The organism is Bacillus nitratireducens, assembly GCF_036320425.1.
GTDB lineage: Bacteria > Bacillota > Bacilli > Bacillales > Bacillaceae_G > Bacillus_A > Bacillus_A nitratireducens.
Map to the genome: position 1 here is coordinate 36,662 of NZ_JAUMJO010000002.1, position 21,937 is coordinate 58,598.

Sequence of the window (21,937 nt, forward strand, 5' to 3'; positions counted from 1 at the left end):
GAGGGAAGATGAGCGATTATATTGTAGTGAAATGCGGCGGTAGTATGTTGGATCAATTAAATGATGTGTTTTTTGATTGTATAAAGAAATTGCAACAAAAGTATAAGGTAGTGATTGTTCATGGTGGTGGTCCAGAAATTGATGCCAAATTAAAAGATTGTAACATCAAAGTAGAGAAAAGAGATGGGTTACGAGTAACACCAAGAGAAGTTATGGATATTGTTCAAATGGTGCTATGTGGAAGTACGAATAAAAAACTCGTAATGAATTTACAAAAGCATAATTTACTTGCGGTAGGTTGTTCAGGATGTGACGGCAATTTACTTCAAGTTCAACCTGTCAGCAAGGAGATAGGATATGTGGGAGAAGTAAGTTATGTCGAAACAGCCTTACTAAAAGGGTTAATAAATATGAATTATATTCCTGTTATTGCTCCAATCGGGATAAATGAAAATGAGATTTATAACATAAATGCGGATAATGCTGCAGCTGGAATTGCGGCAGCATTATCTGCAAAGGAACTCATTTTTATTACAGATGTAGATGGAATATTACATGAAGGAAAATTAGTAAAGAAAACGGACGAATTTGAAATTGATACTTTTATTGAAAAAGGGGTTATTACAGGCGGGATGATTCCGAAAGTACAGGCGGCACTAGCGTCATTAAAAATGGGAGTGCAAAAGGTAAGTGTCGTGAATGGTACAAAAGACTTTGCTGAAGTTACCGGAGAGTGTATTGGAACGACGGTAACGAAAGGAGTGAGTATTGTATGACAAGTCATCTTTTTCAAACGTATGGGAGAAGAACTATTGAGTTTGTAAAGGGAAATGGAACGAAAGTTATTGATACAAATGGTAAGCAATATTTAGATTTCACTTCCGGTATTGGAGTATGTAATGTAGGACATTGTCATCCTACTGTGATGAAAGCTGTACAAGAGCAACTTGATGATATATGGCATATATCTAACCTGTTTACAAACAGCTTACAAGAAGAAGTCGCGTCATTATTAACAGAAAATATAGCATTAGATCATGTATTCTTTTGTAATAGCGGGGCAGAGGCGAATGAAGCAGCTTTGAAGCTAGCCCGTAAGCATACTGGAAAATCTCTCGTCGTAACATGTGAGCAGTCTTTTCATGGGAGAACATTCGGAACGATGAGTGCGACGGGGCAAAATAAAGTGAAAGAAGGATTTGGTCCGCTCCTTCCGTCTTTTTTACATATCCCTTTTAACGATATAAAGGCGTTAGAGGAAGTAATGAATGAAGAAGTTGCGGCGATAATGGTAGAAGTTGTTCAAGGAGAGGGAGGAGTCATACCTGCTGATTTATCTTTTTTGAAAGCAATTGAAGCATTATGTAATAAGTTTGGCTCCTTATTTATTATAGACGAAGTACAAACGGGGATAGGAAGAACAGGAACACTATTCGCTTACGAACAAATGGGAATAAAACCTGATATCGTTACCGTTGCAAAGGCACTAGGAAATGGTATTCCTGTTGGAGCGATGATTGGCCGGAAAGAACTCGGAACGTCGTTCACTGCAGGATCACACGGTTCAACTTTTGGTGGGAATTATATTGCGATGGCTGCAGCGAAAGAAGTATTACAAGTAAGTAAAAGACCATCGTTTTTAAAAGAAGTACAAGAAAAGGGCGAGTACGTATTAGAGAAGTTGCAAGAGGAATTACAACATGTCGAATATATTCAAAATATACGTGGTAAGGGGCTTATGATTGGAATTGAGTGTAAGCATGAAGTTTCAAGTTTTATAGAACAACTAGAAAAATCAGGACTTCTCGTATTACAAGCAGGGCCTAATGTTATAAGACTATTACCGCCACTCATTGTAACGAATGAAGAGCTGGAACAGGCAGTATATATGATAAAAAAAGTGGTTTGTACAAAAAATGCATCAATCATATAAGGGGGAAATTTCATGTCAACTGTACAAGTACCGAAATTAAATACGAAAGATCTTTTAACACTAGAAGAATTGACGCAAGAAGAAATCATTTCTTTAATTGAGTTTGCTATATATTTAAAAAAGAATAAGCAGGAGCCTTTATTACAAGGAAAAATATTAGGGCTTATCTTTGATAAACATTCAACTCGTACCCGCGTATCTTTTGAAGCAGGAATGGTACAGCTCGGAGGACATGGGATGTTTTTAAGTGGGAAAGAGATGCAAATTGGAAGAGGGGAGAGCGTTTCAGATACTGCGAAAGTATTGTCTCATTACATTGATGGGATTATGATACGTACATTCTCACATGCGGATGTAGAAGAGCTTGCGAAAGAATCGAGCATTCCTGTTATTAATGGATTAACGGATGATCATCATCCTTGTCAAGCATTGGCAGATTTAATGACAATTTATGAAGAAGTGAAGACGTTCAAAGGAATTAAATTGGCTTACGTAGGTGATGGGAATAACGTATGTCATTCATTGTTGTTAGCGAGTGCGAAAGTCGGAATGAATATGACTGTTGCAACGCCTGTAGGGTATGAACCGAATGAGGAAATTGTAAAAAAAGCGTTAGCGATTGCTGAAGAAACAGGAGCTGAAATTGAAATTTTGCATAACCCTGAATTAGCGGTAAACGAAGCGGACTTTATTTATACTGACGTTTGGATGAGCATGGGGCAAGAGGGAGAAGAAGAGAAATATACATTATTTCAACCTTACCAAATTAATAAAGAACTTGTTATGCATGCGAAGCAAACGTATCGTTTCTTACACTGTTTACCTGCCCATCGTGAAGAGGAAGTAACAGGAGAAATTATAGATGGATCGCAGTCTATCGTCTTTGAGCAAGCTGGTAACCGATTGCATGCGCAAAAAGCATTATTAGTAAGTTTATTTAAAAATGTAGAAGAGCCTTCCTAAATGATGTGCACCCCAATTGTTAGACACGAATAACAATTGGAGGTGTATTTTTTTATGGTTAAATTCTTACTAGAAGAAAAGTAAATGAAATAAAAACATATTCCCTTCAGTATACACTGAATGTACTTAATTATATGGATAGACGAGGGATATCCATTAGAGAAATAGCTACTTAATTTTTTGTCTAACCTTTTGGGCCTTGTTCACCAGGAAGGCTCTTTCCTTTACTTCACATACACATAGGCTTCATTTGTTGTTAAGCAGGTTTTATGTTATATAAAGACTTTTGGTTAGCCTGAAGTTTCCGTATTTACATTTTTTTCTTTTTATCTCATAATTTTAATTGGGAGAGGGAGGAAAAAAATGGTTCAAATTAAAGTAACACCTGAAATGCTAGAAGAAGTTGCTAATCGTGCAAGTAATACTCGAATCGCATTAGAATCTATACATAATAAATTATGTAATGAAATAGATCAATTGTGTTTTCAGTGGATTGGTGCCTCCAATCAACAGTTCATTCAAATGTTCAATGATGCGCGACCAAAAGCTTTTACATCTATTCATTCACTTGTAAAAGTAGAAGAAGATTTGAAACGAATTGCTGAGAAATTCCGCAATACAGATAATCAAGATGTTACAATGGAAAAAGGTGCAATGTGTGGACCACTATCATCAGAAAAAGAGGGTTTTGATGGTAAAAAACTAGCTAGGGATACAGCGGGTGAAATAAGTGGGGAGTATGATGTTCGTCGTGTTTGGGATGGTATTGATCCATCTACTGGCGAAAAACTTTCGGGGTGGGAACGTGCTGGGGCAGGTGTCATGGCTGTAGCCGGCCTTACACCCTTTGGAAAGATAGCTAAAGTAGGAAAAGGAGTTAAAATGACTGCTAAGGCTACTGAGGCTGTGAATAGAGCTAAAAAAGTACCTGTGGAGAAAGTCAATGGAGTTAATGGTGCGGATAAAGCTCTATTGACTAATGAAGGAAAAGTTGGAACCTATAAACAACTTGTGAAACAAGGAACTGCTTTTGATAATATTACTCCACATCATATGCCTTCTGCACAGAAAATGAAACAAGCTGGTATAAAAAGGAATGATGGTGTGAGTATGAATATGGAACAACCTCATCCTGGAACTGGTGGGAGACATCGTGAAACATATACATATGGTCTATCAGGAGAAAAATCGCAGGCGTATTTAAACCTTAGCTTTCGTGAGGCCTTATCTCATGATATCTTGGATGCTCGAAAAATTTATATAAAAGATGGTTTATATACTGCTGAGATAAGAGAAGGTTTAAGAGAAGTTATTAAAAGAAACAAAGAGCTGTATCCGCATTTATTTGATAAATAAAACATGGAAAGGATGATTACCTTTGGATATTAAGAGTCATTTAAAAAGACTATATGATAATCGTTTATTAGAAAATGAAAATGAGATACGAGATTTTAATGAGTCATTAATGGAAGTAATAGAGTACAATGACGTCTCTGTTATTACAGATTTATGTTTAGTTCTGGATGATGAGACTGAGCAATTTGAGGTTATGTTTGGTTTGATTCATGGAATAGAGAGCTTATATAAAAATAACATAGAAGAAGGACTTGTATGTATTGTTAAAGCTTTTCCAAAGATGATTAACTCAGCTAAAGAATGGGTAGAAATTTTACATTATAGAATTCTTAATCATCCTCAAGTAAGATTAGCATATGGAAAAGTACTTTCGGGATTTGATCCATCAATTACGATTAGTATTAAAGAATTATTGATTGATATAAAAAATGAAGACCCTGATATGTTTAGTGAATCTGTTAATGAGGTAATTAAGAGCATCTAACCATTTAATGTTTAAAGTTGAAACGATATATAAGCACATAAGGCAAGCTAACAGAAAAGAATTTATTATTGGAGTGGAAAGAAAAAGAATAAGAATAAGCTATTAAAAAGTACATACTCCATGATGGTTGTACCATCATGGAGTACTGTGTGCAATGATAGAATAGAAAAACGAAGTACGAGCTTAGGCGAGATGACATTTTACTGGATGATGAATATAAACACATGGAATGGACATAAAACTAATGAACTCGTACAAACTCGTAAGTTTTAACGTAGTAGTTGTCACAACATATAAAGGCTGTCAAACTGTTACTACAAAACTTAGAAATCTATGCTACTTAAAAACAGATGAACTTAAAGCACTGGGTTGTCGATTAAAGGCAACAAGTGCTTTTTTGTTTTAGCGTAGAAATAAGTTGGTACACGTATAATTGTATAAGTGTATGAAGTCTTAAATTTTATAGACTGTAATTTATCGCAATGTTCAAGATGGCGATAGTAAAGAGCTAATTTTAGTTAATAATGATGGTGCACTTTCCTTAAATAGTAAATGGAGGGGAAATCATAACTTAAATGTATCTACTAGAAAAGAGCACTCTACATATTTTAAAAATAAACGATCAGACTCATATATATTGTGGGATTTGAAGTAACATAAGTATTTAGATAAATTAATTAAAGAAAATGGGAAGAGATAATTTAATGAAAGTAGGTGCGTTTATGGGAGAAACAGGAAATCTGATGAGTAGTAAATGGTTTGGAGAAAAAACGACGTTAGCTCAATCGGAAATTAAAGAAGAAATTTTAAAATCTGTAACAGAAAAGGAAGTTTTATTTAACTTAATAGAATTATTTAAAACGGGGGATTTTACTCAAAAACCACTATTCGTTCAATTAATGAATCAGACTAAAGATGAGACGATTCTAAATTTATGTATTAGAGTGTTTTTCTCTGTCGCAACACATGAAGACTTAAGGGATTCAAATAATCTTCGTTTTCTTAGTGAGGCAACTGAAGAGACAGTAGAGACTTTTGCATCAGCAGCCACAACCTCACTTTCTTTTGAGGTAATTCCATATTTATTGGCTTTACTGGAAGAGTGGGAGGAAGTTAGTGATACAGCTACTATAATAAGAGACTCTATTGATTCTTTTATTAATTTTGAAGAGCAAATTGGTGAAGATGCAACTATTAATGAAATTGGAAGTTTTTATTTTATATATTGTCAGGAAAAGGATACAGATAGATATTATTTTCAACAAAATTTAGCTTTTCCAGGAGACTTAGCTAAAAAAATGATTCAGCGGGTTATGATTGCTGCAAATAATAAAGAACCATTAAAAATGGAATTAATACCATCTTTATTATCAATTTGGACTGGTGAAAGAGTGCCTGCGGATTACACCACTATTATTAGTGCAAGCAATTATAAAGATTTTATTGTTTATATAAATGGAATTTCAAGTGAAAACTGGGAAAAGGGACAAAAGTATTTTTACGGATATAAGCTTTGACTATAATATATGAACTTAAAGCACTTACTTGCCGACAAAAGGCAACAAGTGCTTTTTTCGTCTTGATATAAAAATAAATGACATGGGACAAACATTAGGAGAATAAATAAGAAAAAAGCCGTCCAACTAAAGTGCACCTCAAATTTTTAGACACGAATAACGATTAGAGGTGTGCTTTTTTATATTGAAATGTCGTATGTATATTTGGTTAACCATCTCTATATCATTTATAATAAAAAGAGTAAACTACATTTGTTTTTCATATCATGTAAGGACATACTAGATAGAAAAAATATAGTTAAAGAGATGATGAATTTGAAAACAACTAAGAAAACATATTCGTTTTTTCAGCGAATGTGGAGAATATTAAAGTTTCAATATTATAAGTTGCTTCGATCACCAGAAGGAGCAAAGAAAGTGTCGTTAGGTTTTGCGATTGGGTTTGGTTTAGAAATGTTGGTAATTTATACGGCATCGCTCGTATATTTAATATTTTATCCAATTGTCAGGTTAGCAAAGGGGTCTTTTCCAGCCGCAGTCATTGGTAATATTATTGGGAAAATATCGTTTCTCCCAGTATTTTTATTTCCGTTTGCTTATGCGTTAGGGAAAATGATTTATCCATTTGATGTACAGAAAATACATCATGAACCATTTACGATATCAGATTTGTTTTCGAGTCATATTTTTACGATGTTAAAGAGCTTATTACAGAGTGAAGTATATGTATTAATTGGTATGACGATAATAGGAATTGTGTTTGGGGTAATTTCATATTTCGTTGTGCATTATTTATATGAAAAGAATCGTAAGTTACGTTTGAAGAAAAGAAAGAAACAAGTTAGAGAACCACTTGTGCAAATATAAAGAATGTCACATTCATTTTCCCCTTTGAATATGTTTAAGGAAAAGGGGGAGAGAATGAATGTATTATTACTATGTACCGCAAGTATATCCATATATAAATTATTATCCTGTAAATGATATGAGGCAGCAATTCGGCGTATATCCGCAGCAACAAATACAGCAAATGCAACAGCCGCAGCCTCAACAGCCCGAGCAGCAACCTGTTCAAGAACGAAAGCCGTATTTAATGACATGGCCATATTCAAATGTATACTATGGTAATTATTACGAATCATAAAGCTGCTTCTATTTAGAAGCAGCTTTATGCGTTTGTTTTCAAAATTAAATTTTGAATGGTTTGAAGAGAATGAATGAGCTTTTCGCGCTCTTCCTCAGATAATGTTTGAAAATTTTCTTTTAGTTTGTCTAAAATGAATTGTTGATACTGATTTACTAGTAATTTCCCTTCAGTTGTTAGGGAAATTAAAATGACACGTCGATCTTTTTCGCTATAATGACGCTCTATTAGTTCTTCTTGAATAAGTTTGTTTAATAGAGGGGTCATGTTAGGCCGTGAAATCGCTAGCCGCTTGCCAATTTCTGAAACTGCTAATGTACCATTTTCATGCAAAAGCAGTAACACTTGCGTATGTGATGGCGGCATATGTCTTTGAGAAGAAAACTCTCCAGGAAGCATAAATTTGCGATAAAAAAGAGGCACTAGCGAAAGAAGATGATCAACAATACGTTCCCACTCGCGTGATTCCATATAACGGCCCCCTTCCACTATCATTGTAACAAAAAAGACAAGGTATAAAAATAGAATTGTTTCACGGTAACCTTAATATTTGTAGGATAACACTTGTTTTGTAAATGTATTGGCAATTATCGCATAACCGTTATCATTTGGGTGTACTTGGTCAAATAGTAATTCTTTTTTATCATTCGATATTAATTTGCGAATTGGTAAAACGATCGACGGTTGATTTGCTTTTGAAATAGAATAAACAGAATCATTCCAACCATCTAAAAACATATCTGCATAACTTGAGATGGAGTCATCTAGTTGTAAAGGGTTATAGAGTTCAGAGAGAATGAGTAAAGCATTCGGATTTTGATCTCGAACGGTCTTTACAATATTTTTTACATCCGTTTCAAAACGGGCTTTTTCCTTATTTAAAATTTTAATACCATCTATAACACCTACATCACGATTTAAGCGGAATAAATTATTTCCTCCAATATTAATAGTAATTATATTTGCTTCCCTAATCTTTTGTTGAACTTCTTCTGACTGGACTTTTTTAGCGAGACGATCTGTAGTGAGACCATTTACACCGAGGTTTTCTACCGTAATTGGTTTATGAATTTGTCCTTCTAGTTGTCTAGAGGCTAATTCGGCAAATCCCCCTTGTGTTGAGCCATATCCTTTTGCGAGTGAATCACCTAATACGAGGTGATAAAAGGAGTCATTCGTTTGCTTATCAATCCAATTGGGAGCAGATGTTTTTTCTGTTTTTCTTTCATTTTCTTTTTGTTTTGTCTCATCGTTCTTTTCAAAATTAGAATAAGAAATGATCAGAAGGAGGAGACAAACAATTGTTAAGATGACTTTTTTCATAAATTCATCCTCCTTGTAATTGGTAATTGTATCATATTCAGCAGTATAAGCAATGTAAGGGCATGTTATATGTTTATGAAAATTTTACAATAACTTTACAGAAAATTTGTAGAAGTATGTCAAAAAATATTGACGATATGAAAGTACTTTAGATATGATAATGTCAGATAAGGTGAAGATCATTGCTCTAATAGAAGAAAAAAGGTATGTGGTTAGGGACTGATAGAGATTCACTTCATTATTTTGGGGTAATCGTATAAGGGGGATTTTTTGTGAAAAAGTCAAAAAAAATGTTAGCTGGAGCAACAATTGCTATTGGTGTTATAGCACCGCAAGTGCTGCCAACAACAGCTCAAGCAGAGGAAAAAGCTGGGGAGAGTACAGTTAACTTACGAATTTTAGAAACATCAGATATTCACGTTAACTTAATGAATTACGATTATTATCAAACGAAAACAGATAATAAAGTAGGTCTCGTGCAAACTGCAACACTTGTTAATAAAGCGCGTGAAGAAGCGAAGAACTCTGTCTTATTTGATGATGGGGATGCATTACAAGGTACGCCACTTGGGGATTATGTGGCGAATAAAATAAATGATCCGAAGAAGCCTGTGGATCCGAGTTATGTACATCCATTATATCGTGTAATGAATTTAATGAAGTATGACGTCATCTCTCTTGGGAACCATGAATTTAACTACGGTTTAGATTATTTAAACAAAGTGATTAGTAAAACAGAATTCCCAGTTATTAACTCAAACGTCTATAAAGACGATAAAGATAATAATGAAGAGAATGACCAAAATTACTTTAAACCATATCATATTTTTGAAAAAGAAGTAGAGGATGAATCAGGTCAAAAGCAAAAGGTGAAAATTGGTGTAATGGGATTTGTTCCGCCCCAAGTTATGAACTGGGATAAAGCAAATTTAGAAGGAAAAGTAAAAGCAAAAGATATTGTTCAAACAGCGAAGAAAATGGTACCGAAAATGAAAGAAGAGGGTGCAGACGTTATCGTTGCACTAGCGCATTCCGGTGTTGATAAGAGTGGATACAATGTTGGCATGGAAAATGCTTCATATTATTTAACAGAAGTTCCTGGTGTAGATGCAGTATTAATGGGACATTCACATACTGAAGTGAAGGATGTATTTAATGGTGTTCCTGTTGTAATGCCTGGTGTGTTTGGAAGTAACTTAGGTATTATTGATATGCAATTGAAAAAGGTAAACGGAAAATGGGAAGTACAAAAAGAGCAATCGAAGCCGCAACTTCGTCCGATTGCTGATAGTAAAGGGAACCCATTAGTACAATCTGATCAAAAATTAGTTAATGAAATTAAGGATGATCATCAAGCGACAATTGATTATGTGAATACAGCTGTAGGAAAAACGACAGCGCCAATTAATAGTTATTTCTCATTAGTACAAGATGATCCTTCTGTACAACTTGTGACAAATGCACAAAAATGGTATGTAGAAAAGCTATTCGCTGAAAACGGACAATATAGTAAATATAAAGGAATTCCAGTATTATCTGCAGGAGCACCATTTAAAGCAGGTGGCCGAAACGGTGCTACATATTATACGGATATTCCAGCAGGGACATTAGCAATTAAAAACGTAGCAGATTTATATGTATATCCAAATACGTTATATGCTGTAAAAGTAAACGGGGCACAAGTAAAAGAATGGCTTGAAATGTCTGCTGGTCAGTTTAATCAAATTAATCCAGCGAAAACAGAAGAGCAGCCACTAGTAAATATAGGTTATCCTACATATAATTTTGATATTTTAGATGGTCTAAAATACGAAATTGACGTGACGCAACCAGCGAAATACGATAAAGATGGTAAAGTTGTAAATGGAAATACGAATCGTATTGTAAATATGACGTATGAAGGTAAGCCTGTAGCTGACAATCAAGAGTTCATCGTAGCTACAAATAACTATCGTGGAAGTAGCCAAACGTTCCCTGGTGTAAGTAAAGGGGAAGTTGTATACCAATCACAAGATGAAACACGTCAAATCATTGTGAAATATATGCAAGAAACTCCAATTATTGATCCAGCAGCAGATCAAAATTGGACGTTTAAGCCGATTGTTGCAGATAAATTAAATACAACATTTGATTCTTCACCAAATGCACAAAACCATATAAAGAAAGATGGAAAGATATCATATGTTGGACCATCTGAAAATGAATTTGCTAAATATGTAATTGATATAACGAAGAAGAATGATGATAAGGAAACTGGTGGAGAGAATCCAACGACGCCACCAACAGGTGAAGGCAATAACGGAGAGAATCCAACGACGCCACCAACAGGTGAAGGCAATAACGGAGAGAATCCAACGACGCCACCAACAGGTGAAGGCAATAACGGAGAGAATCCAACGACACCGCCAACAGGTGAAGGCAATAACGGAGAGAATCCAACAACACCACCAACAGGTGAAGGTAATAATGGAAATGAACCAAAACAAGATGGAAATAATGCAGGATCTGGACAAACTACAACGGATAATCAAAACTCAAAAGAAACAACAACTGTAAGTGAAAATAAAGAAGAACGTGATTTACCGAAAACAGGTACAAGTGTTGTTTCTACAATTGGAGCAGGTTTGGCGTTTGTTGGAGCGGGATTACTTCTGTTATTTAGAAGAAAGAAAGCAAATAGATAGTAAAGCATAAAAAAGGATTACCGATTACGGTAATCCTTTTTTTATGTGTACATTATGAAACAGGTACTGCTTTTTCTTTCTTCCACGAAAGACCAAATCCAGTGAAACCAACAATAATTGTTAAGACTGGGCAAGCTAAACAGAAAATTGCGAATGGAAGGTAATCAAATGTCGGAACGCCAAGGACATTCGATAAGAATACACCACTTACTCCCCATGGTACGAGCGGGTTAATAACTGTACCTGCATCTTCTAATACGCGTGATAAATTACGACGTTCTAAACCGACTTCATCGTATTTATTAGCGAATGCTTGTCCTGTTAAAACGATTGATAAGTACTGCTCACCAAGTAAGAAGTTTACACCAATTGCAGTTGAAGCAGTAGAAATAATTAAGCGTGTACTATTTTTTACAAAGCTAGAGATGATATTCATCAGCTGCGAGATAATACCCATTCCTTGTAATAATCCTCCCATACAAAGAGCTAGGAAAATAAGGGCAATCGACATCATCATACTTTGTAGACCACCGCGAGATAGTAAGCTATCAATGTCTTTTATACCAGTTTTAGAAACGTAACCGTCTTGCATAATTTTCATTAAATCAGCTAAAGAAGTGCTAGGTTTAAAAATAAAGAGAATAATAATTCCTACCACAATTCCTGCAAGTAATGTTGGAACTGCTGGAACTTTTTTAAATGCGAATAGGAACAGTAATAAAATTGGAATAAGTGTAACGATAGAAATCGTTGTGTTTTTTTCTAACGTGCTAATAAAGTTTGTGAAGTCAACGTCTCCACTAGTGCCGCTTCCTAAAATGAAAAATGCGATAAAAGCAATAATGAAAGCTGGAACTGTTGTCCAAAGCATGTTACGAATATGCTCAAATAAATCTACACCCGTTACAGCAGGAGCTAAGTTTGTTGTATCAGATAAAGGAGACATTTTATCTCCAAAGAATGCACCAGAAATAATTGCACCAGCGATCAGAGCCGGATCGTATCCGAGAGCACTACCCATGCCCATAAAGGCAAGTCCTACAGTTGCGGCAGTTGTAAAGGCACTACCGATACTTGTTCCAACAATTGCACAAACAACAAAAACAGTTGGAACGAAAATTTTAGGAGATACAAGCTGAAAGCCGTATACCATTAAAGTTGGAATTGTTCCAGCAGCGATCCAAACACTAATTAATACGCCTACAAGTAAGAAAATAAAAATAGATGGAATACCAGCTGAAATACTACTGATCATCCCTTTTTCCATAGTAGACCAAGAGATTTTTTTCATAAATCCAAATGCTAATAAAAGAACGATACCAAATAAAATTGGGATGTGTGGTGAAACTTCTAATTGGATAACACTAAAGCCAATACAGAAAAAGATAAATAATGTTAAAAGAACAGATTCAATTTTTGAAACCATTTTTTTCCCCTCCTAAGTAATCTAAAATAGCTCTTTTTTATATAAAATTCGCCAATATTGTTTATTTCCTTCTAAATTTTAGAATTTTGTGACAAATTACCGGTAATTGTTGGTCCTTCAATATGATACGGAAATGATTGGATAAAAAAACGTCCCTGCATATAATTATGCAGGGACGAAGAAATCGCGGTACCACCCTAGCTTGTGAAATGAATGTATCACAAAATAAAGGGTCGTATGATATGCGCTAATAAAATAAAAACGCCCCTGCAATATATGCAGGGACGAAAAATTCGCGGTACCACCCTAAATTGTGAAACAGTGTCGTTTCACCACTCTTTAGATATAACGGTCTATAACCGTCTTTCACTACTCCGTACGTTTCGCAAAAGAAGCTCTAGGGGGTAATTCATAATTCGCTCTGTACTGGTTCGCACCGACCACCAGCTCTCTGAAATCAGAAATCGAAATACTACTAATCCTATCAATGCCGATTCATATGATGTTAGTTAAATTTTTATCATATATTCGTCTTACATGTCAATAAAAATGTTCAATATTTTTTTAGGGAAATAAAGGAGAAATGTTTTTCATACTGTAAAAATGTGCGTTATAATGAATTTGAAAGGGGAGGGAAGAGTGAAGAAAAAAATAATTCTTTTTACCACCTTACTAGTCGTTGGCGGAAGTGCTGGAATTTACACAGCTTTTGCAGCTGAATCAGAGCAGTCGAAACAAAAGCAAATACAGCAGTCAGAAGTGAAGAAAGTGAAAGAAGCTGAAGAGAAGCAATCGATGGAAAAAGCAACTGAGAAACTAGGAGTTTCTACTGAAGGGAAAACAAAAGAAGAGGTTACGAAAGAAGTAGATAAAGCTAGGTTTGAGCAGCGCCATGATTTATTAATTGAGCATGCTAAGCAACTTGGAATTGATACAGAAGGAAAAAAAGATGAAGAGATTATTTTAGAAATCGGAAAGATACAACACGGAAAGTAGAACAACTTATCGTATGATAAGTTGTTCTTTTTTAAGAACTATTTGATTTAAAAATAATTGACAGTCATTTATTTTTAATGTTAACTATATTTATAAACTAGTTAACATTAGGGGTGACAATTGTGACTGTAAATAGTAATACGACTGAAAAATCGTCTTATACATATGAAGAATTATCAGAGAAAAATAAAGCTTATGTATGGCACCCATTTACACAAATGAAGGATTATTTAGAAGAAGATCCTGTCATTATTGAACGTGGAGAGGGAAGAAAGCTATACGATGTAAATGGAAATGAATATTGGGACGGTGTTTCGTCTATTTGGTTAAATGTTCATGGACATCAAGTACCAGAATTAGATGAGGCAATTCATGAGCAATTAAATAAAATTGCTCATTCTACTATGCTAGGGCTTGCTAACGTTCCATCTATTTTATTAGCAGAAAAAATAATTGAAGTTGTACCAGAAGGATTGAAGAAAGTATTCTATTCAGACTCCGGTTCTAGCGCCGTTGAAATTGCAATTAAGATGGCATTTCAATATTGGCAGCATAAAGGAAAACCGAAAAAACAAAGGTTTGTTACATTAAAAGAAGCATATCACGGTGATACGATAGGTGCTGTTTCAGTAGGAGCCATAGACTTGTTTCACCAAGTGTATAGTTCACTATTATTTGAGGCAATTAAAATGCCGTATCCATATACATATCGTTCTCCTTATGGAGATAATAAGGAACAAATTGTAAAGAAACATTTAGAAGAAATGGAAGAATTGCTACAAGAAAAACATGAAGAAGTAGCAGCTATTATTGTGGAGCCATTAATGCAAGGTGCTGGTGGGATGATTACAATGCCAAAAGGGTACTTAAAAGGGCTTCGCGATTTATGTACAAAATACAATGTATTATTTATTACAGATGAGGTAGCGACTGGATTTGGGCGTACCGGGAAAATATTTGCATGTGAACACGAGGATGTGACGCCAGACATTTTAACTGCGGGAAAAGGCTTAACAGGTGGTTATTTACCGGTGGCAATTACGGTAACGACAGATGAAATTTATAATGCCTTTTTAGGGGACTATGAAGAACAAAAAACATTCTTCCATGGTCATAGTTATACAGGGAATCCATTAGGGTGTGCAGTAGCAATTGCAAATTTAGAACTATATGAAAAAACTAATTTAATAGAAGATGTTGCGCATAAAGCAGAATATGTAGCAGCACAATTAGAACCCCTTAATGAATATAAGCACGTAGGAGATATTCGTCAGTGTGGGCTGATGATTGGTATTGAACTTGTGAAGAATAAGGAGATGAAGGAATCGTTTGAATGGACAGAAAGAGTCGGTGTTCAAGTGTGTAAACGTTCAAGAGAGTTAGGGATGATTTTACGTCCACTCGGTAACACTATTGTATTTATGCCTCCTCTTGCATCTACGGTGGCTGAGATTGATGAGATGTTACGCATTTTATATAAAGCAATCTCGGATGTTACGGAGGGAGAGTAATGAGTGGTTTCTTTATAACAGCAACGGATACAGAAGTCGGCAAAACGGTAGTGACAGGAGCATTGGCAGGTATATTTCGAGAGCGTGGACATAATGTTGGTGTATATAAACCGTTGCAAAGTGGACATGTTGCATCAAATCCTGAGGGTGATGCAGCAAGATTAAAAGCGTTATCGGGTGTACCGACAAAAGAAGATAAAATTTGTCCTTATTCCATTGAAGAACCACTTGCTCCGAGACTTGCTATGAAAAGAGCTGGAAGGACAGTAACGTTAAAAGAAATTACTGATCACTATAATGAACTATTAAAAGAGTTTAATAGCCTATTTGTAGAAGGGGCTGGTGGGCTTGCTGTCCCATATACAGAAGATGCTTTAGTGATTGATTTTGCAAAAGAATTACAGCTTCCTCTTATTGTAGTAGCGCGTCCTACCCTTGGGACAGTTAATCATACTATTTTAACAATTTCTTATGCAAAAGCACATGGATTAAAAGTAGCAGGTGTAATTTTATCTGGATGTAAAGAATATGAAAAAGAAAGAGTGCAAGAAAATAAAATAATGATTGAGGAGCTAAGTGGAGTGCCGGTTTTAGGGTTATTACCATTCCTTGAAGGAGAGTTTACAAAGGAAGAATTATTAGAATCGGCAAAAGAGCATATTATGATTTCAAAATTAGAGGAGCTCATCCAAAATGAATCAAATGTGGCACGCGCATCTTCAATCTAAAGTAGAACAATTAAAGGAGCAAGGGCAGTATCGTAATTTATATGTAACAGAGCAATCCGAAGAGACATGGCTTATTCGAAATAAGAAAAAGATGCTAAATTTAGCATCGAATAATTATTTAGGATTAGCTGGAGATGAAAGGTTGAAAGAAGCTGCTATTGCCTGTACAAGAAAATATGGAACTGGAGCGACAGCATCTCGTCTCGTTGTAGGAAATTATCCACTGTATGAAGAGGTTGAGAGAAGTATATGCGATTGGAAAGGCACTGAAAAAGCCTTAATTGTAAATAGTGGATATACCGCGAATGTTGGGGCGATTTCTTCGTTAGTTGGTCGCCGCGATATTGTTTTTAGTGACAAATTAAACCATGCAAGTATCGTTGATGGGATTATATTAAGCGGAGCAGAGCATAAAAGATATCGCCATAATGATTTGGATCATTTAGAGAAGATGTTGAAAATAGCGTCACCAGAAAAGAGAAAATTAATCGTAACAGATACAGTTTTTAGTATGGATGGGGATATTGCATATTTGAGAGGCTTAGTTCAGCTTAAAGATAAATACGGAGCAATCATTATAGTTGATGAAGCACATGCAAGTGGAATATATGGGATCGGTGGAGCTGGACTATCTCATATAGAAAAAGATATTGCTCAAAAAATTGATATACATATGGGGACGTTTAGTAAGGCTTTAGGGTGTTATGGTGCGTATTTAACGGGTGCTTCCATTTATATAGAGTATTTACAAAATATGATGAGAAGCTTGATTTTTACTACAGCTTTACCACCAGGAACATTAGGGGCGATGCGAAAAGCAATTGAAATTGTGAAAGAAGATAACGAAAGAAGAGAGCGACTTATAGAGAATGGTGCATATTTCAGGACGCATTTACAAGAAGCTGGTTTTGATATTGGGAATAGCTCAACTCATATTGTACCGATTGTGGTTGGGTCAAATGAAAATACTTTACGGTTTAGTGAAAGGTTACAAGAGGTAGGTATCGCAGCCATTGCAATTCGTCCGCCGACTGTTCCGGTTGGTAGTTCTCGAGTCCGTTTTGCAGTTACGTCACAACATACAATAGCCGATTTAAAATGGGCTATTCAGCATATTATACGCATTGGTAAAGAAGAGGGGTTTTTAGTATGAAAGAGCTAAAACTTATTTTTATTCCAGGATGGGGAATGGAAGAAGGTGTTTGGACTTTAGTTCTGCCGTATTTTAAAGGATATTCTGTTCAATGCATAGATTGGCGTAACGTGAAAGAACATAGTGAATTTGCGGGGCGAATAATAGATGTAGCGCAGGATGAAAATGTAATTTTAGTTGGATGGTCACTAGGAGCGTTAGCAGCAGTACAAGCTTATAAAAAGATTAAGGCGAAAGGTATGGTGCTAATTGGTGGTACCGCTAAATTTACCAATACAAGTGACTATACAAGTGGATGGAATTCCCTACATGTAGAACGTATGAAAAAGAATTTAACGAGAAAGAAAGAAGATACTTTGAAGCGTTTCTATGAAAATATGTTTACAAAAAGTGAGCTGAGGGAGAATACGAATTTTGAAGAGATTGCGCTGAAGTTTAAAGGAGATTCGATTCAGTCTTTACAATTAGGCTTAGATTATTTAATAGGAACAGATATGAGAAACGAATTAACAAGTGTAAAAGTCCCTTTGTTACTTCTTCATGGAGAACAGGATGTGATATGTCCATTATCCGCAGCTCATAGTATGACAGAGAATACGAATGCTACGTTAAAAGTAGTAAGCGAGGCGGGGCATGCATTATGTGTAACGAATTTTGAATATTGCGCAAATGAAATCATTCAATTTGTAGAGGGGATACGACATGATCAACAAAACGTTACTGCAAAAACGGTTTAACGGGGCGGCTGTATCCTACGATCAATATGCAAATGTACAAAAAAAGATGGCGCATTCGTTACTTTCTACATTGAAGGAACGATATAGTGAAACATCATCGATACGTATTTTAGAACTTGGATGCGGGACAGGATATGTAACAGAGCAATTATCAAATTTATTTCCGAAGGCGCATATTACAGCTGTGGATTTTGCCGATGAGATGATTGCAGTCGCGAAAACTAGAAAAAATGTGGGAAATGTGATGTTTCGATGTGAAGATATTGAACAATTAAAATTAGAAAATTCATATGATGTCATTATTTCAAATGCTACATTTCAATGGCTTAATGATTTAAAAGGGGCAGTGAAAAATTTATTTAACTATTTGTCTGAAGAAGGAATATTATTATTTTCCACGTTTGGTAATACGACTTTTCAAGAATTGCATACGTCTTTCCAGCGTGCTAAGAAAGAAAAGGGGATACACAATTGTACTTCAATAGGACAACGATTCGTTTCGAAAGAACAGTTAGTGAATATATGCAAAAATCCATTAGGAAATGTACATGTTTCTGAAACGTGTTACATAGAAAGCTTTACAGAAGTTAGGGAGTTTCTACATTCTATTCGAAAAATAGGGGCAACCAATAGTAATGAAGAGTCTTACTGTCAAAGCCCTTCACTCTTTCGTACGATGCTTCGTATATACGAAAGAGACTTCACGGGAAAAGAAGGGATAATGGCAACATATCATGCTTTATTTACGTATATAACAAAAGAGGGGAAGAGATGAAATGAAACAAGTACAAACAAAAAGGGATTGGAAAAAACTTGCATACGACGTAGTAGAAGAAAAAATGATTACGAAAGAAGATGCAATTGCAATATTAGAAGCTGATGATACAGAAGTTTTAGAAATTATGAATGCAGCTTACATCATTCGCCATCATCATTTTGGTAAGAAAGTAAAGTTGAACATGATTATAAATACGAAATCTGGATTATGTCCTGAAGATTGCGGTTATTGTTCACAGTCTATTATTTCAGAAGCACCGATTGATAAATATGCATGGTTAACACAAGAGAAAATTGTTGAGGGAGCACACGAAGCAATTCGTCGTAAAGCAGGTACATATTGTATTGTTGCATCTGGTCGTCGTCCGACAGATAAAGAAGTAAATCACGTTATTGGAGCAGTTAAGGAAATTCGTGAAACGACAGATTTGAAAATTTGCTGTTGTTTAGGATTTTTAAATGAAGATCAAGCAGGTCAGTTAGCAGAAGCTGGTGTGCATCGTTATAACCACAACTTAAATACACATGCAAATAATTACGATAGCATTTGTTCAACGCATACGTATGACGATCGTGTTGATACAGTCCAAAAAGCGAAGCAAGCTGGTATTTCTCCATGCTCTGGGGCAATTTTCGGAATGGGAGAAACGATTGAACAGCGTGCTGAAATTGCATTTGAATTACAACGTTTAGATGCGGATTCTATTCCATGTAATTTCCTTGTTGCTGTAAAGGGTACTCCGCTTGAAGGACAAAAAGAATTAACACCTGTAGAATGTTTAAAAGTGCTGGCAATGATGCGTTTTGTAAATCCAACAAAAGAAATTCGTATTTCAGGCGGTCGAGAACTTAATTTACGTTCTGTTCAGCCACTTGGTTTATTTGCAGCAAACTCTATCTTTGTCGGGGATTATTTAACAACAGCTGGACAAGAGCCGACTGCGGACTGGGGTATGATTGAAGATTTAGGTTTTGAGATTGAAGAATGTGCGCTATAACGTAGATGAAAGGCAAACTCTTTAAAGGGTTTGCTTTTTTTGTAAATAAAATGTAATAAAAGGCCATTGAGGCTTGATAGTAGTGGCTTTTGAGCGAAAAAAATAATTTTTGTGGACGAATTTTCCAAGCCCAAATTGTACATAGTAAAAATGTAATTTATATCGGGGCGGAGGATTTTACATGTACAAATACATATTAGCCATTATGACTTGTCTGATTTTAATAAAAGCGATAAGTGCTGATCCAGTTAAGGCGGCTGAAAATCCTGAACAAAAAGAAATGCAACAAAGAATTGAACAACATTTTCGAACAAAAGCTGAACATTTTGGGCTTGAAACAGAAGGAAAAGATTTAAAAGAAGTGAGGAAGGAAATTTCTATTATAGAAGAAGCGAAAAAGAGAGAAAATGTGTGGAGAACAGCACAAGCTCTTCGTATAAAAACAGAAGGAAAATCGATGGATGAATTAATAAAAGATGTACGGAAAAAAGTAAAAAAATAAAAAAGAGGCCGCAGCCTCTTTTTTATTTTTTTAGGCCCATTGTTTTGACAAGTGAGCCATTTCAATTGCAGCAACTGCCGATTCATATCCTTTATTACCAGCTTTCGTACCTGCACGTTCAATCGCTTGTTCAATTGTTTCTGTCGTTAATACACCGAAAATAACTGGAATGTCCATTTGTAGTGATAAAGAGGCAACACCTTTTGCTACTTCATTACAAACGTAATCGTAATGCGTTGTAGCACCGCGAATTACTGTACCTAATGTAATAACAGCATCATACTTTCCGCTACTAGCCATCTTTTTAGCGATTAAAGGAATTTCGAATGCACCAGGAACCCATGCAACATCAATATCATTTTCTTCTACACCGTGACGCTTTAATCCGTCTAAAGCACCGCCAAGTAACTTGCTTGTAATAAATTCATTAAAACGTCCAACAACAACCCCAACTTTTAATCCTGTACCAACTAAATGACCTTCGAATACCATAATTTATCTCTCCCTTAATTATAAGTTTAGTAAATGTCCTAATTTGCTTACTTTCGTTTGTAAATACGTTTTATTTTCTTCTTTTGTTGGCATTTGCAACGGTACACGCTCGGTTACTTCTAAATCGTAACCTTGTAAGCCAGCAATTTTTCGTGGATTATTCGTTAATAATCGTAAACTTTGTAAGCCTAAATCTTTTAAAATTTGAGCGCCAATACCGTAATCACGAAGATCAGCTGGGAACCCAAGCTTTTCATTTGCTTCTACAGTATCTAGCCCTTCTTCTTGTAACTTATAAGCACGAAGCTTATTAAGAAGGCCAATGCCGCGTCCTTCTTGTCTCATGTAGAGAAGAACACCTTTTCCTTCACGCTCAATTTGAGCAAGTGCAGCATGTAGCTGTGGTCCGCAATCACAGCGGCACGAACCAAATACATCTCCTGTTAAACATTCTGAATGAACGCGTACAAGTACAGGTTCGCCTGTTGAAATATCACCTTTTACGAGCGCGATATGTTCTTTCATATCTAATGAGTTAGAATAGCCAATTGCATGAAAAGTGCCGAAATCTGTAGGTAATGTAATTTCCACTTCTCTCGTCACAAGTGTTTCATGATGGCGGCGATAAGCAATTAGATCTTCAATTGTAATCATTTTTATATCAAATTGTTTGGCGCACTCTAGTAAATCAGGTACACGTGCCATCGTCCCATCTTCATTTATAATCTCGCAAATGACGCCAGCTGGCTCAGCTCCGCAAAGTTTTGCTAAATCGACAGCAGCTTCTGTATGACCCGCGCGGCGAAGGACACCACCTTCTTTCGCAATTAATGGAAAGATATGTCCAGGGCGGTTAAAATCAGTTCCTTTAGATGCGGGATTTAATAATTCCTGTATTGTCGTAGCGCGCTCATGAGCACTAATGCCTGTTGTTGTAGAAACGTGATCGATGCTTACTGTAAAAGCAGTATGATGTGAATCCGTATTATGAGAAACCATTGGTTCTAACTGTAGACGTTTTGCGTACCCTTCCGTAATTGGTACGCAAACGAGACCACGACCGTGTGTAATCATAAAATTAATCGTTTCTGGTGTAATGTACTCTGCTAAAGCAATAAAGTCGCCTTCATTTTCTCGGTTTTCATCATCACATACGATAACGACTTTTCCTTGTTTTAAATCTTCTAGAGCTTCTTCAATACGATGAAACATT

The 21,937-nt window shown here is 35.7% G+C and carries 22 protein-coding genes and 1 other annotated feature; of the genes, 17 read left to right on the plus strand and 5 right to left on the minus strand.

Going from position 1 to position 21,937, the window contains the following annotated elements; all coding sequences use genetic code 11:
- Positions 1-8 precede the first annotated feature (8 nt).
- From argB to Q3V31_RS06515, 8 genes are all read left to right on the plus strand, one after another.
- On the plus strand, positions 9-776 hold the full coding sequence (gene argB / locus Q3V31_RS06480) for an acetylglutamate kinase (RefSeq protein WP_001286776.1): 768 nt from the start codon (positions 9-11) through the stop codon (positions 774-776).
- Positions 773-1,933 carry an acetylornithine transaminase gene (locus Q3V31_RS06485; protein WP_016130237.1) on the plus strand — a complete coding sequence of 387 codons (1,161 nt, stop codon included), beginning with the start codon at positions 773-775 and terminating at the stop codon, positions 1,931-1,933. The genes argB and Q3V31_RS06485 overlap by 4 nt, the downstream gene beginning before the upstream one ends.
- Before the next feature lie 12 nt (positions 1,934-1,945).
- The gene (gene argF, locus Q3V31_RS06490) at positions 1,946-2,896 is read left to right on the plus strand and encodes an ornithine carbamoyltransferase (protein ID WP_329763378.1); all 951 of its coding nucleotides are present in this window, start codon (positions 1,946-1,948) and stop codon (positions 2,894-2,896) included.
- 363 nt (positions 2,897-3,259) lie between these two features.
- Positions 3,260-4,252, plus strand: coding sequence for a WXG100 family type VII secretion target (locus tag Q3V31_RS06495; RefSeq protein ID WP_329763379.1), 993 nt, complete (start codon positions 3,260-3,262; stop codon positions 4,250-4,252).
- A gap of 22 nt (positions 4,253-4,274) precedes the next feature.
- On the plus strand, positions 4,275-4,736 hold the full coding sequence (locus tag Q3V31_RS06500) for an Imm30 family immunity protein (protein WP_002190613.1): 462 nt from the start codon (positions 4,275-4,277) through the stop codon (positions 4,734-4,736).
- A 704-nt stretch (positions 4,737-5,440) separates the two neighbouring features.
- Positions 5,441-6,253, plus strand: a complete 813-nt coding sequence (gene imm47 / locus Q3V31_RS06505; protein ID WP_002190610.1) for an Imm47 family immunity protein — start codon at positions 5,441-5,443, stop codon at positions 6,251-6,253.
- 315 nt (positions 6,254-6,568) lie between these two features.
- Positions 6,569-7,120: a DUF2062 domain-containing protein gene (locus Q3V31_RS06510; protein ID WP_000858888.1), complete on the plus strand. Its 552-nt coding sequence runs from the start codon at positions 6,569-6,571 to the stop codon at positions 7,118-7,120.
- A 58-nt stretch (positions 7,121-7,178) separates the two neighbouring features.
- Positions 7,179-7,397 (plus strand): hypothetical protein, encoded by a 219-nt coding sequence (locus Q3V31_RS06515; RefSeq protein ID WP_000291938.1) that lies wholly within the window; start codon positions 7,179-7,181, stop codon positions 7,395-7,397.
- A 24-nt stretch (positions 7,398-7,421) separates the two neighbouring features.
- Here the strand turns inward: Q3V31_RS06515 and Q3V31_RS06520 are convergent, their stop codons facing one another.
- Positions 7,422-7,868 (minus strand): MarR family winged helix-turn-helix transcriptional regulator, encoded by a 447-nt coding sequence (locus Q3V31_RS06520; protein WP_000445823.1) that lies wholly within the window; start codon positions 7,866-7,868, stop codon positions 7,422-7,424.
- A gap of 72 nt (positions 7,869-7,940) precedes the next feature.
- On the minus strand, positions 7,941-8,720 hold the full coding sequence (locus Q3V31_RS06525; RefSeq protein WP_000755829.1) for a GDSL-type esterase/lipase family protein: 780 nt from the start codon (positions 8,718-8,720) through the stop codon (positions 7,941-7,943).
- Between the two features lie 272 nt (positions 8,721-8,992).
- Here Q3V31_RS06525 and cpdB point away from each other — a divergent pair, with 272 nt between their 5' ends.
- On the plus strand, positions 8,993-11,404 hold the full coding sequence (gene cpdB, locus Q3V31_RS06530; protein WP_329763380.1) for a bifunctional 2',3'-cyclic-nucleotide 2'-phosphodiesterase/3'-nucleotidase: 2,412 nt from the start codon (positions 8,993-8,995) through the stop codon (positions 11,402-11,404).
- A 52-nt stretch (positions 11,405-11,456) separates the two neighbouring features.
- Here the strand turns inward: cpdB and nhaC are convergent, their stop codons facing one another.
- Positions 11,457-12,830, minus strand: coding sequence for a Na+/H+ antiporter NhaC (gene nhaC / locus Q3V31_RS06535; protein WP_016130232.1), 1,374 nt, complete (start codon positions 12,828-12,830; stop codon positions 11,457-11,459).
- Between the two features lie 277 nt (positions 12,831-13,107).
- Positions 13,108-13,327: a binding site (T-box leader), on the minus strand.
- Positions 13,328-13,469: 142 nt separating this feature from the next.
- Between nhaC and Q3V31_RS06540 the strand changes: the two genes are divergently transcribed.
- From Q3V31_RS06540 to Q3V31_RS06575, 8 genes are all read left to right on the plus strand, one after another.
- Complete coding sequence (locus tag Q3V31_RS06540) at positions 13,470-13,826, plus strand: hypothetical protein (RefSeq protein ID WP_002094419.1); 357 nt, start codon at positions 13,470-13,472, stop codon at positions 13,824-13,826.
- 122 nt (positions 13,827-13,948) lie between these two features.
- Positions 13,949-15,337, plus strand: coding sequence for an adenosylmethionine--8-amino-7-oxononanoate transaminase (gene bioA / locus Q3V31_RS06545; protein WP_329763381.1), 1,389 nt, complete (start codon positions 13,949-13,951; stop codon positions 15,335-15,337).
- The gene (bioD, locus tag Q3V31_RS06550; RefSeq protein WP_000012511.1) at positions 15,337-16,065 is read left to right on the plus strand and encodes a dethiobiotin synthase; all 729 of its coding nucleotides are present in this window, start codon (positions 15,337-15,339) and stop codon (positions 16,063-16,065) included. The genes bioA and bioD overlap by 1 nt, the downstream gene beginning before the upstream one ends.
- A complete protein-coding gene (gene bioF, locus Q3V31_RS06555; protein WP_016130230.1) occupies positions 16,031-17,218 on the plus strand; it encodes an 8-amino-7-oxononanoate synthase in 1,188 nt (395 codons plus the stop codon). The genes bioD and bioF overlap by 35 nt, the downstream gene beginning before the upstream one ends.
- Positions 17,215-17,955: an alpha/beta fold hydrolase gene (locus Q3V31_RS06560; RefSeq protein ID WP_016130229.1), complete on the plus strand. Its 741-nt coding sequence runs from the start codon at positions 17,215-17,217 to the stop codon at positions 17,953-17,955. The genes bioF and Q3V31_RS06560 overlap by 4 nt, the downstream gene beginning before the upstream one ends.
- Entirely contained in the window at positions 17,921-18,730 is an 810-nt protein-coding gene (gene bioC, locus Q3V31_RS06565) for a malonyl-ACP O-methyltransferase BioC (RefSeq protein WP_329763382.1), read from the plus strand. Before Q3V31_RS06560 ends, bioC begins: the two co-directional genes overlap by 35 nt.
- Before the next feature lies 1 nt (position 18,731).
- Entirely contained in the window at positions 18,732-19,730 is a 999-nt protein-coding gene (bioB, locus tag Q3V31_RS06570; protein ID WP_000815853.1) for a biotin synthase, read from the plus strand.
- 181 nt (positions 19,731-19,911) lie between these two features.
- Positions 19,912-20,232: a hypothetical protein gene (locus tag Q3V31_RS06575; RefSeq protein ID WP_000280031.1), complete on the plus strand. Its 321-nt coding sequence runs from the start codon at positions 19,912-19,914 to the stop codon at positions 20,230-20,232.
- A gap of 30 nt (positions 20,233-20,262) precedes the next feature.
- Here the strand turns inward: Q3V31_RS06575 and ribH are convergent, their stop codons facing one another.
- Positions 20,263-20,724 carry a 6,7-dimethyl-8-ribityllumazine synthase gene (gene ribH, locus Q3V31_RS06580; protein WP_000230895.1) on the minus strand — a complete coding sequence of 154 codons (462 nt, stop codon included), beginning with the start codon at positions 20,722-20,724 and terminating at the stop codon, positions 20,263-20,265.
- A gap of 18 nt (positions 20,725-20,742) precedes the next feature.
- A complete protein-coding gene (gene ribBA / locus Q3V31_RS06585) occupies positions 20,743-21,936 on the minus strand; it encodes a bifunctional 3,4-dihydroxy-2-butanone 4-phosphate synthase/GTP cyclohydrolase II (RefSeq protein ID WP_000469015.1) in 1,194 nt (397 codons plus the stop codon).
- Position 21,937 lies beyond the last annotated feature (1 nt).

Bases quoted from the DNA above. Each gene is read 5' to 3' on its own strand.
- argB (WP_001286776.1), top strand. From the start codon at position 9: ATGAGCGATTATATTGTAGTGAAATGCGGCGGTAGTATGTTGGATCAA.
- Q3V31_RS06485 (WP_016130237.1), top strand. From the start codon at position 773: ATGACAAGTCATCTTTTTCAAACGTATGGGAGAAGAACTATTGAGTTT.
- argF (WP_329763378.1), top strand. From the start codon at position 1,946: ATGTCAACTGTACAAGTACCGAAATTAAATACGAAAGATCTTTTAACA.
- Q3V31_RS06495 (WP_329763379.1), top strand. From the start codon at position 3,260: ATGGTTCAAATTAAAGTAACACCTGAAATGCTAGAAGAAGTTGCTAAT.
- imm47 (WP_002190610.1), top strand. From the start codon at position 5,441: ATGAAAGTAGGTGCGTTTATGGGAGAAACAGGAAATCTGATGAGTAGT.
- Q3V31_RS06515 (WP_000291938.1), top strand. From the start codon at position 7,179: ATGTATTATTACTATGTACCGCAAGTATATCCATATATAAATTATTAT.
- Q3V31_RS06520 (WP_000445823.1), bottom strand. From the start codon at position 7,868: ATGGAATCACGCGAGTGGGAACGTATTGTTGATCATCTTCTTTCGCTA.
- Q3V31_RS06525 (WP_000755829.1), bottom strand. From the start codon at position 8,720: ATGAAAAAAGTCATCTTAACAATTGTTTGTCTCCTCCTTCTGATCATT.
- nhaC (WP_016130232.1), bottom strand. From the start codon at position 12,830: ATGGTTTCAAAAATTGAATCTGTTCTTTTAACATTATTTATCTTTTTC.
- bioD (WP_000012511.1), top strand. From the start codon at position 15,337: ATGAGTGGTTTCTTTATAACAGCAACGGATACAGAAGTCGGCAAAACG.
- bioF (WP_016130230.1), top strand. From the start codon at position 16,031: ATGAATCAAATGTGGCACGCGCATCTTCAATCTAAAGTAGAACAATTA.
- Q3V31_RS06560 (WP_016130229.1), top strand. From the start codon at position 17,215: ATGAAAGAGCTAAAACTTATTTTTATTCCAGGATGGGGAATGGAAGAA.
- bioC (WP_329763382.1), top strand. From the start codon at position 17,921: ATGATCAACAAAACGTTACTGCAAAAACGGTTTAACGGGGCGGCTGTA.
- bioB (WP_000815853.1), top strand. From the start codon at position 18,732: ATGAAACAAGTACAAACAAAAAGGGATTGGAAAAAACTTGCATACGAC.
- Q3V31_RS06575 (WP_000280031.1), top strand. From the start codon at position 19,912: ATGTACAAATACATATTAGCCATTATGACTTGTCTGATTTTAATAAAA.
- ribH (WP_000230895.1), bottom strand. From the start codon at position 20,724: ATGGTATTCGAAGGTCATTTAGTTGGTACAGGATTAAAAGTTGGGGTT.
- ribBA (WP_000469015.1), bottom strand. From the start codon at position 21,936: ATGTTTCATCGTATTGAAGAAGCTCTAGAAGATTTAAAACAAGGAAAA.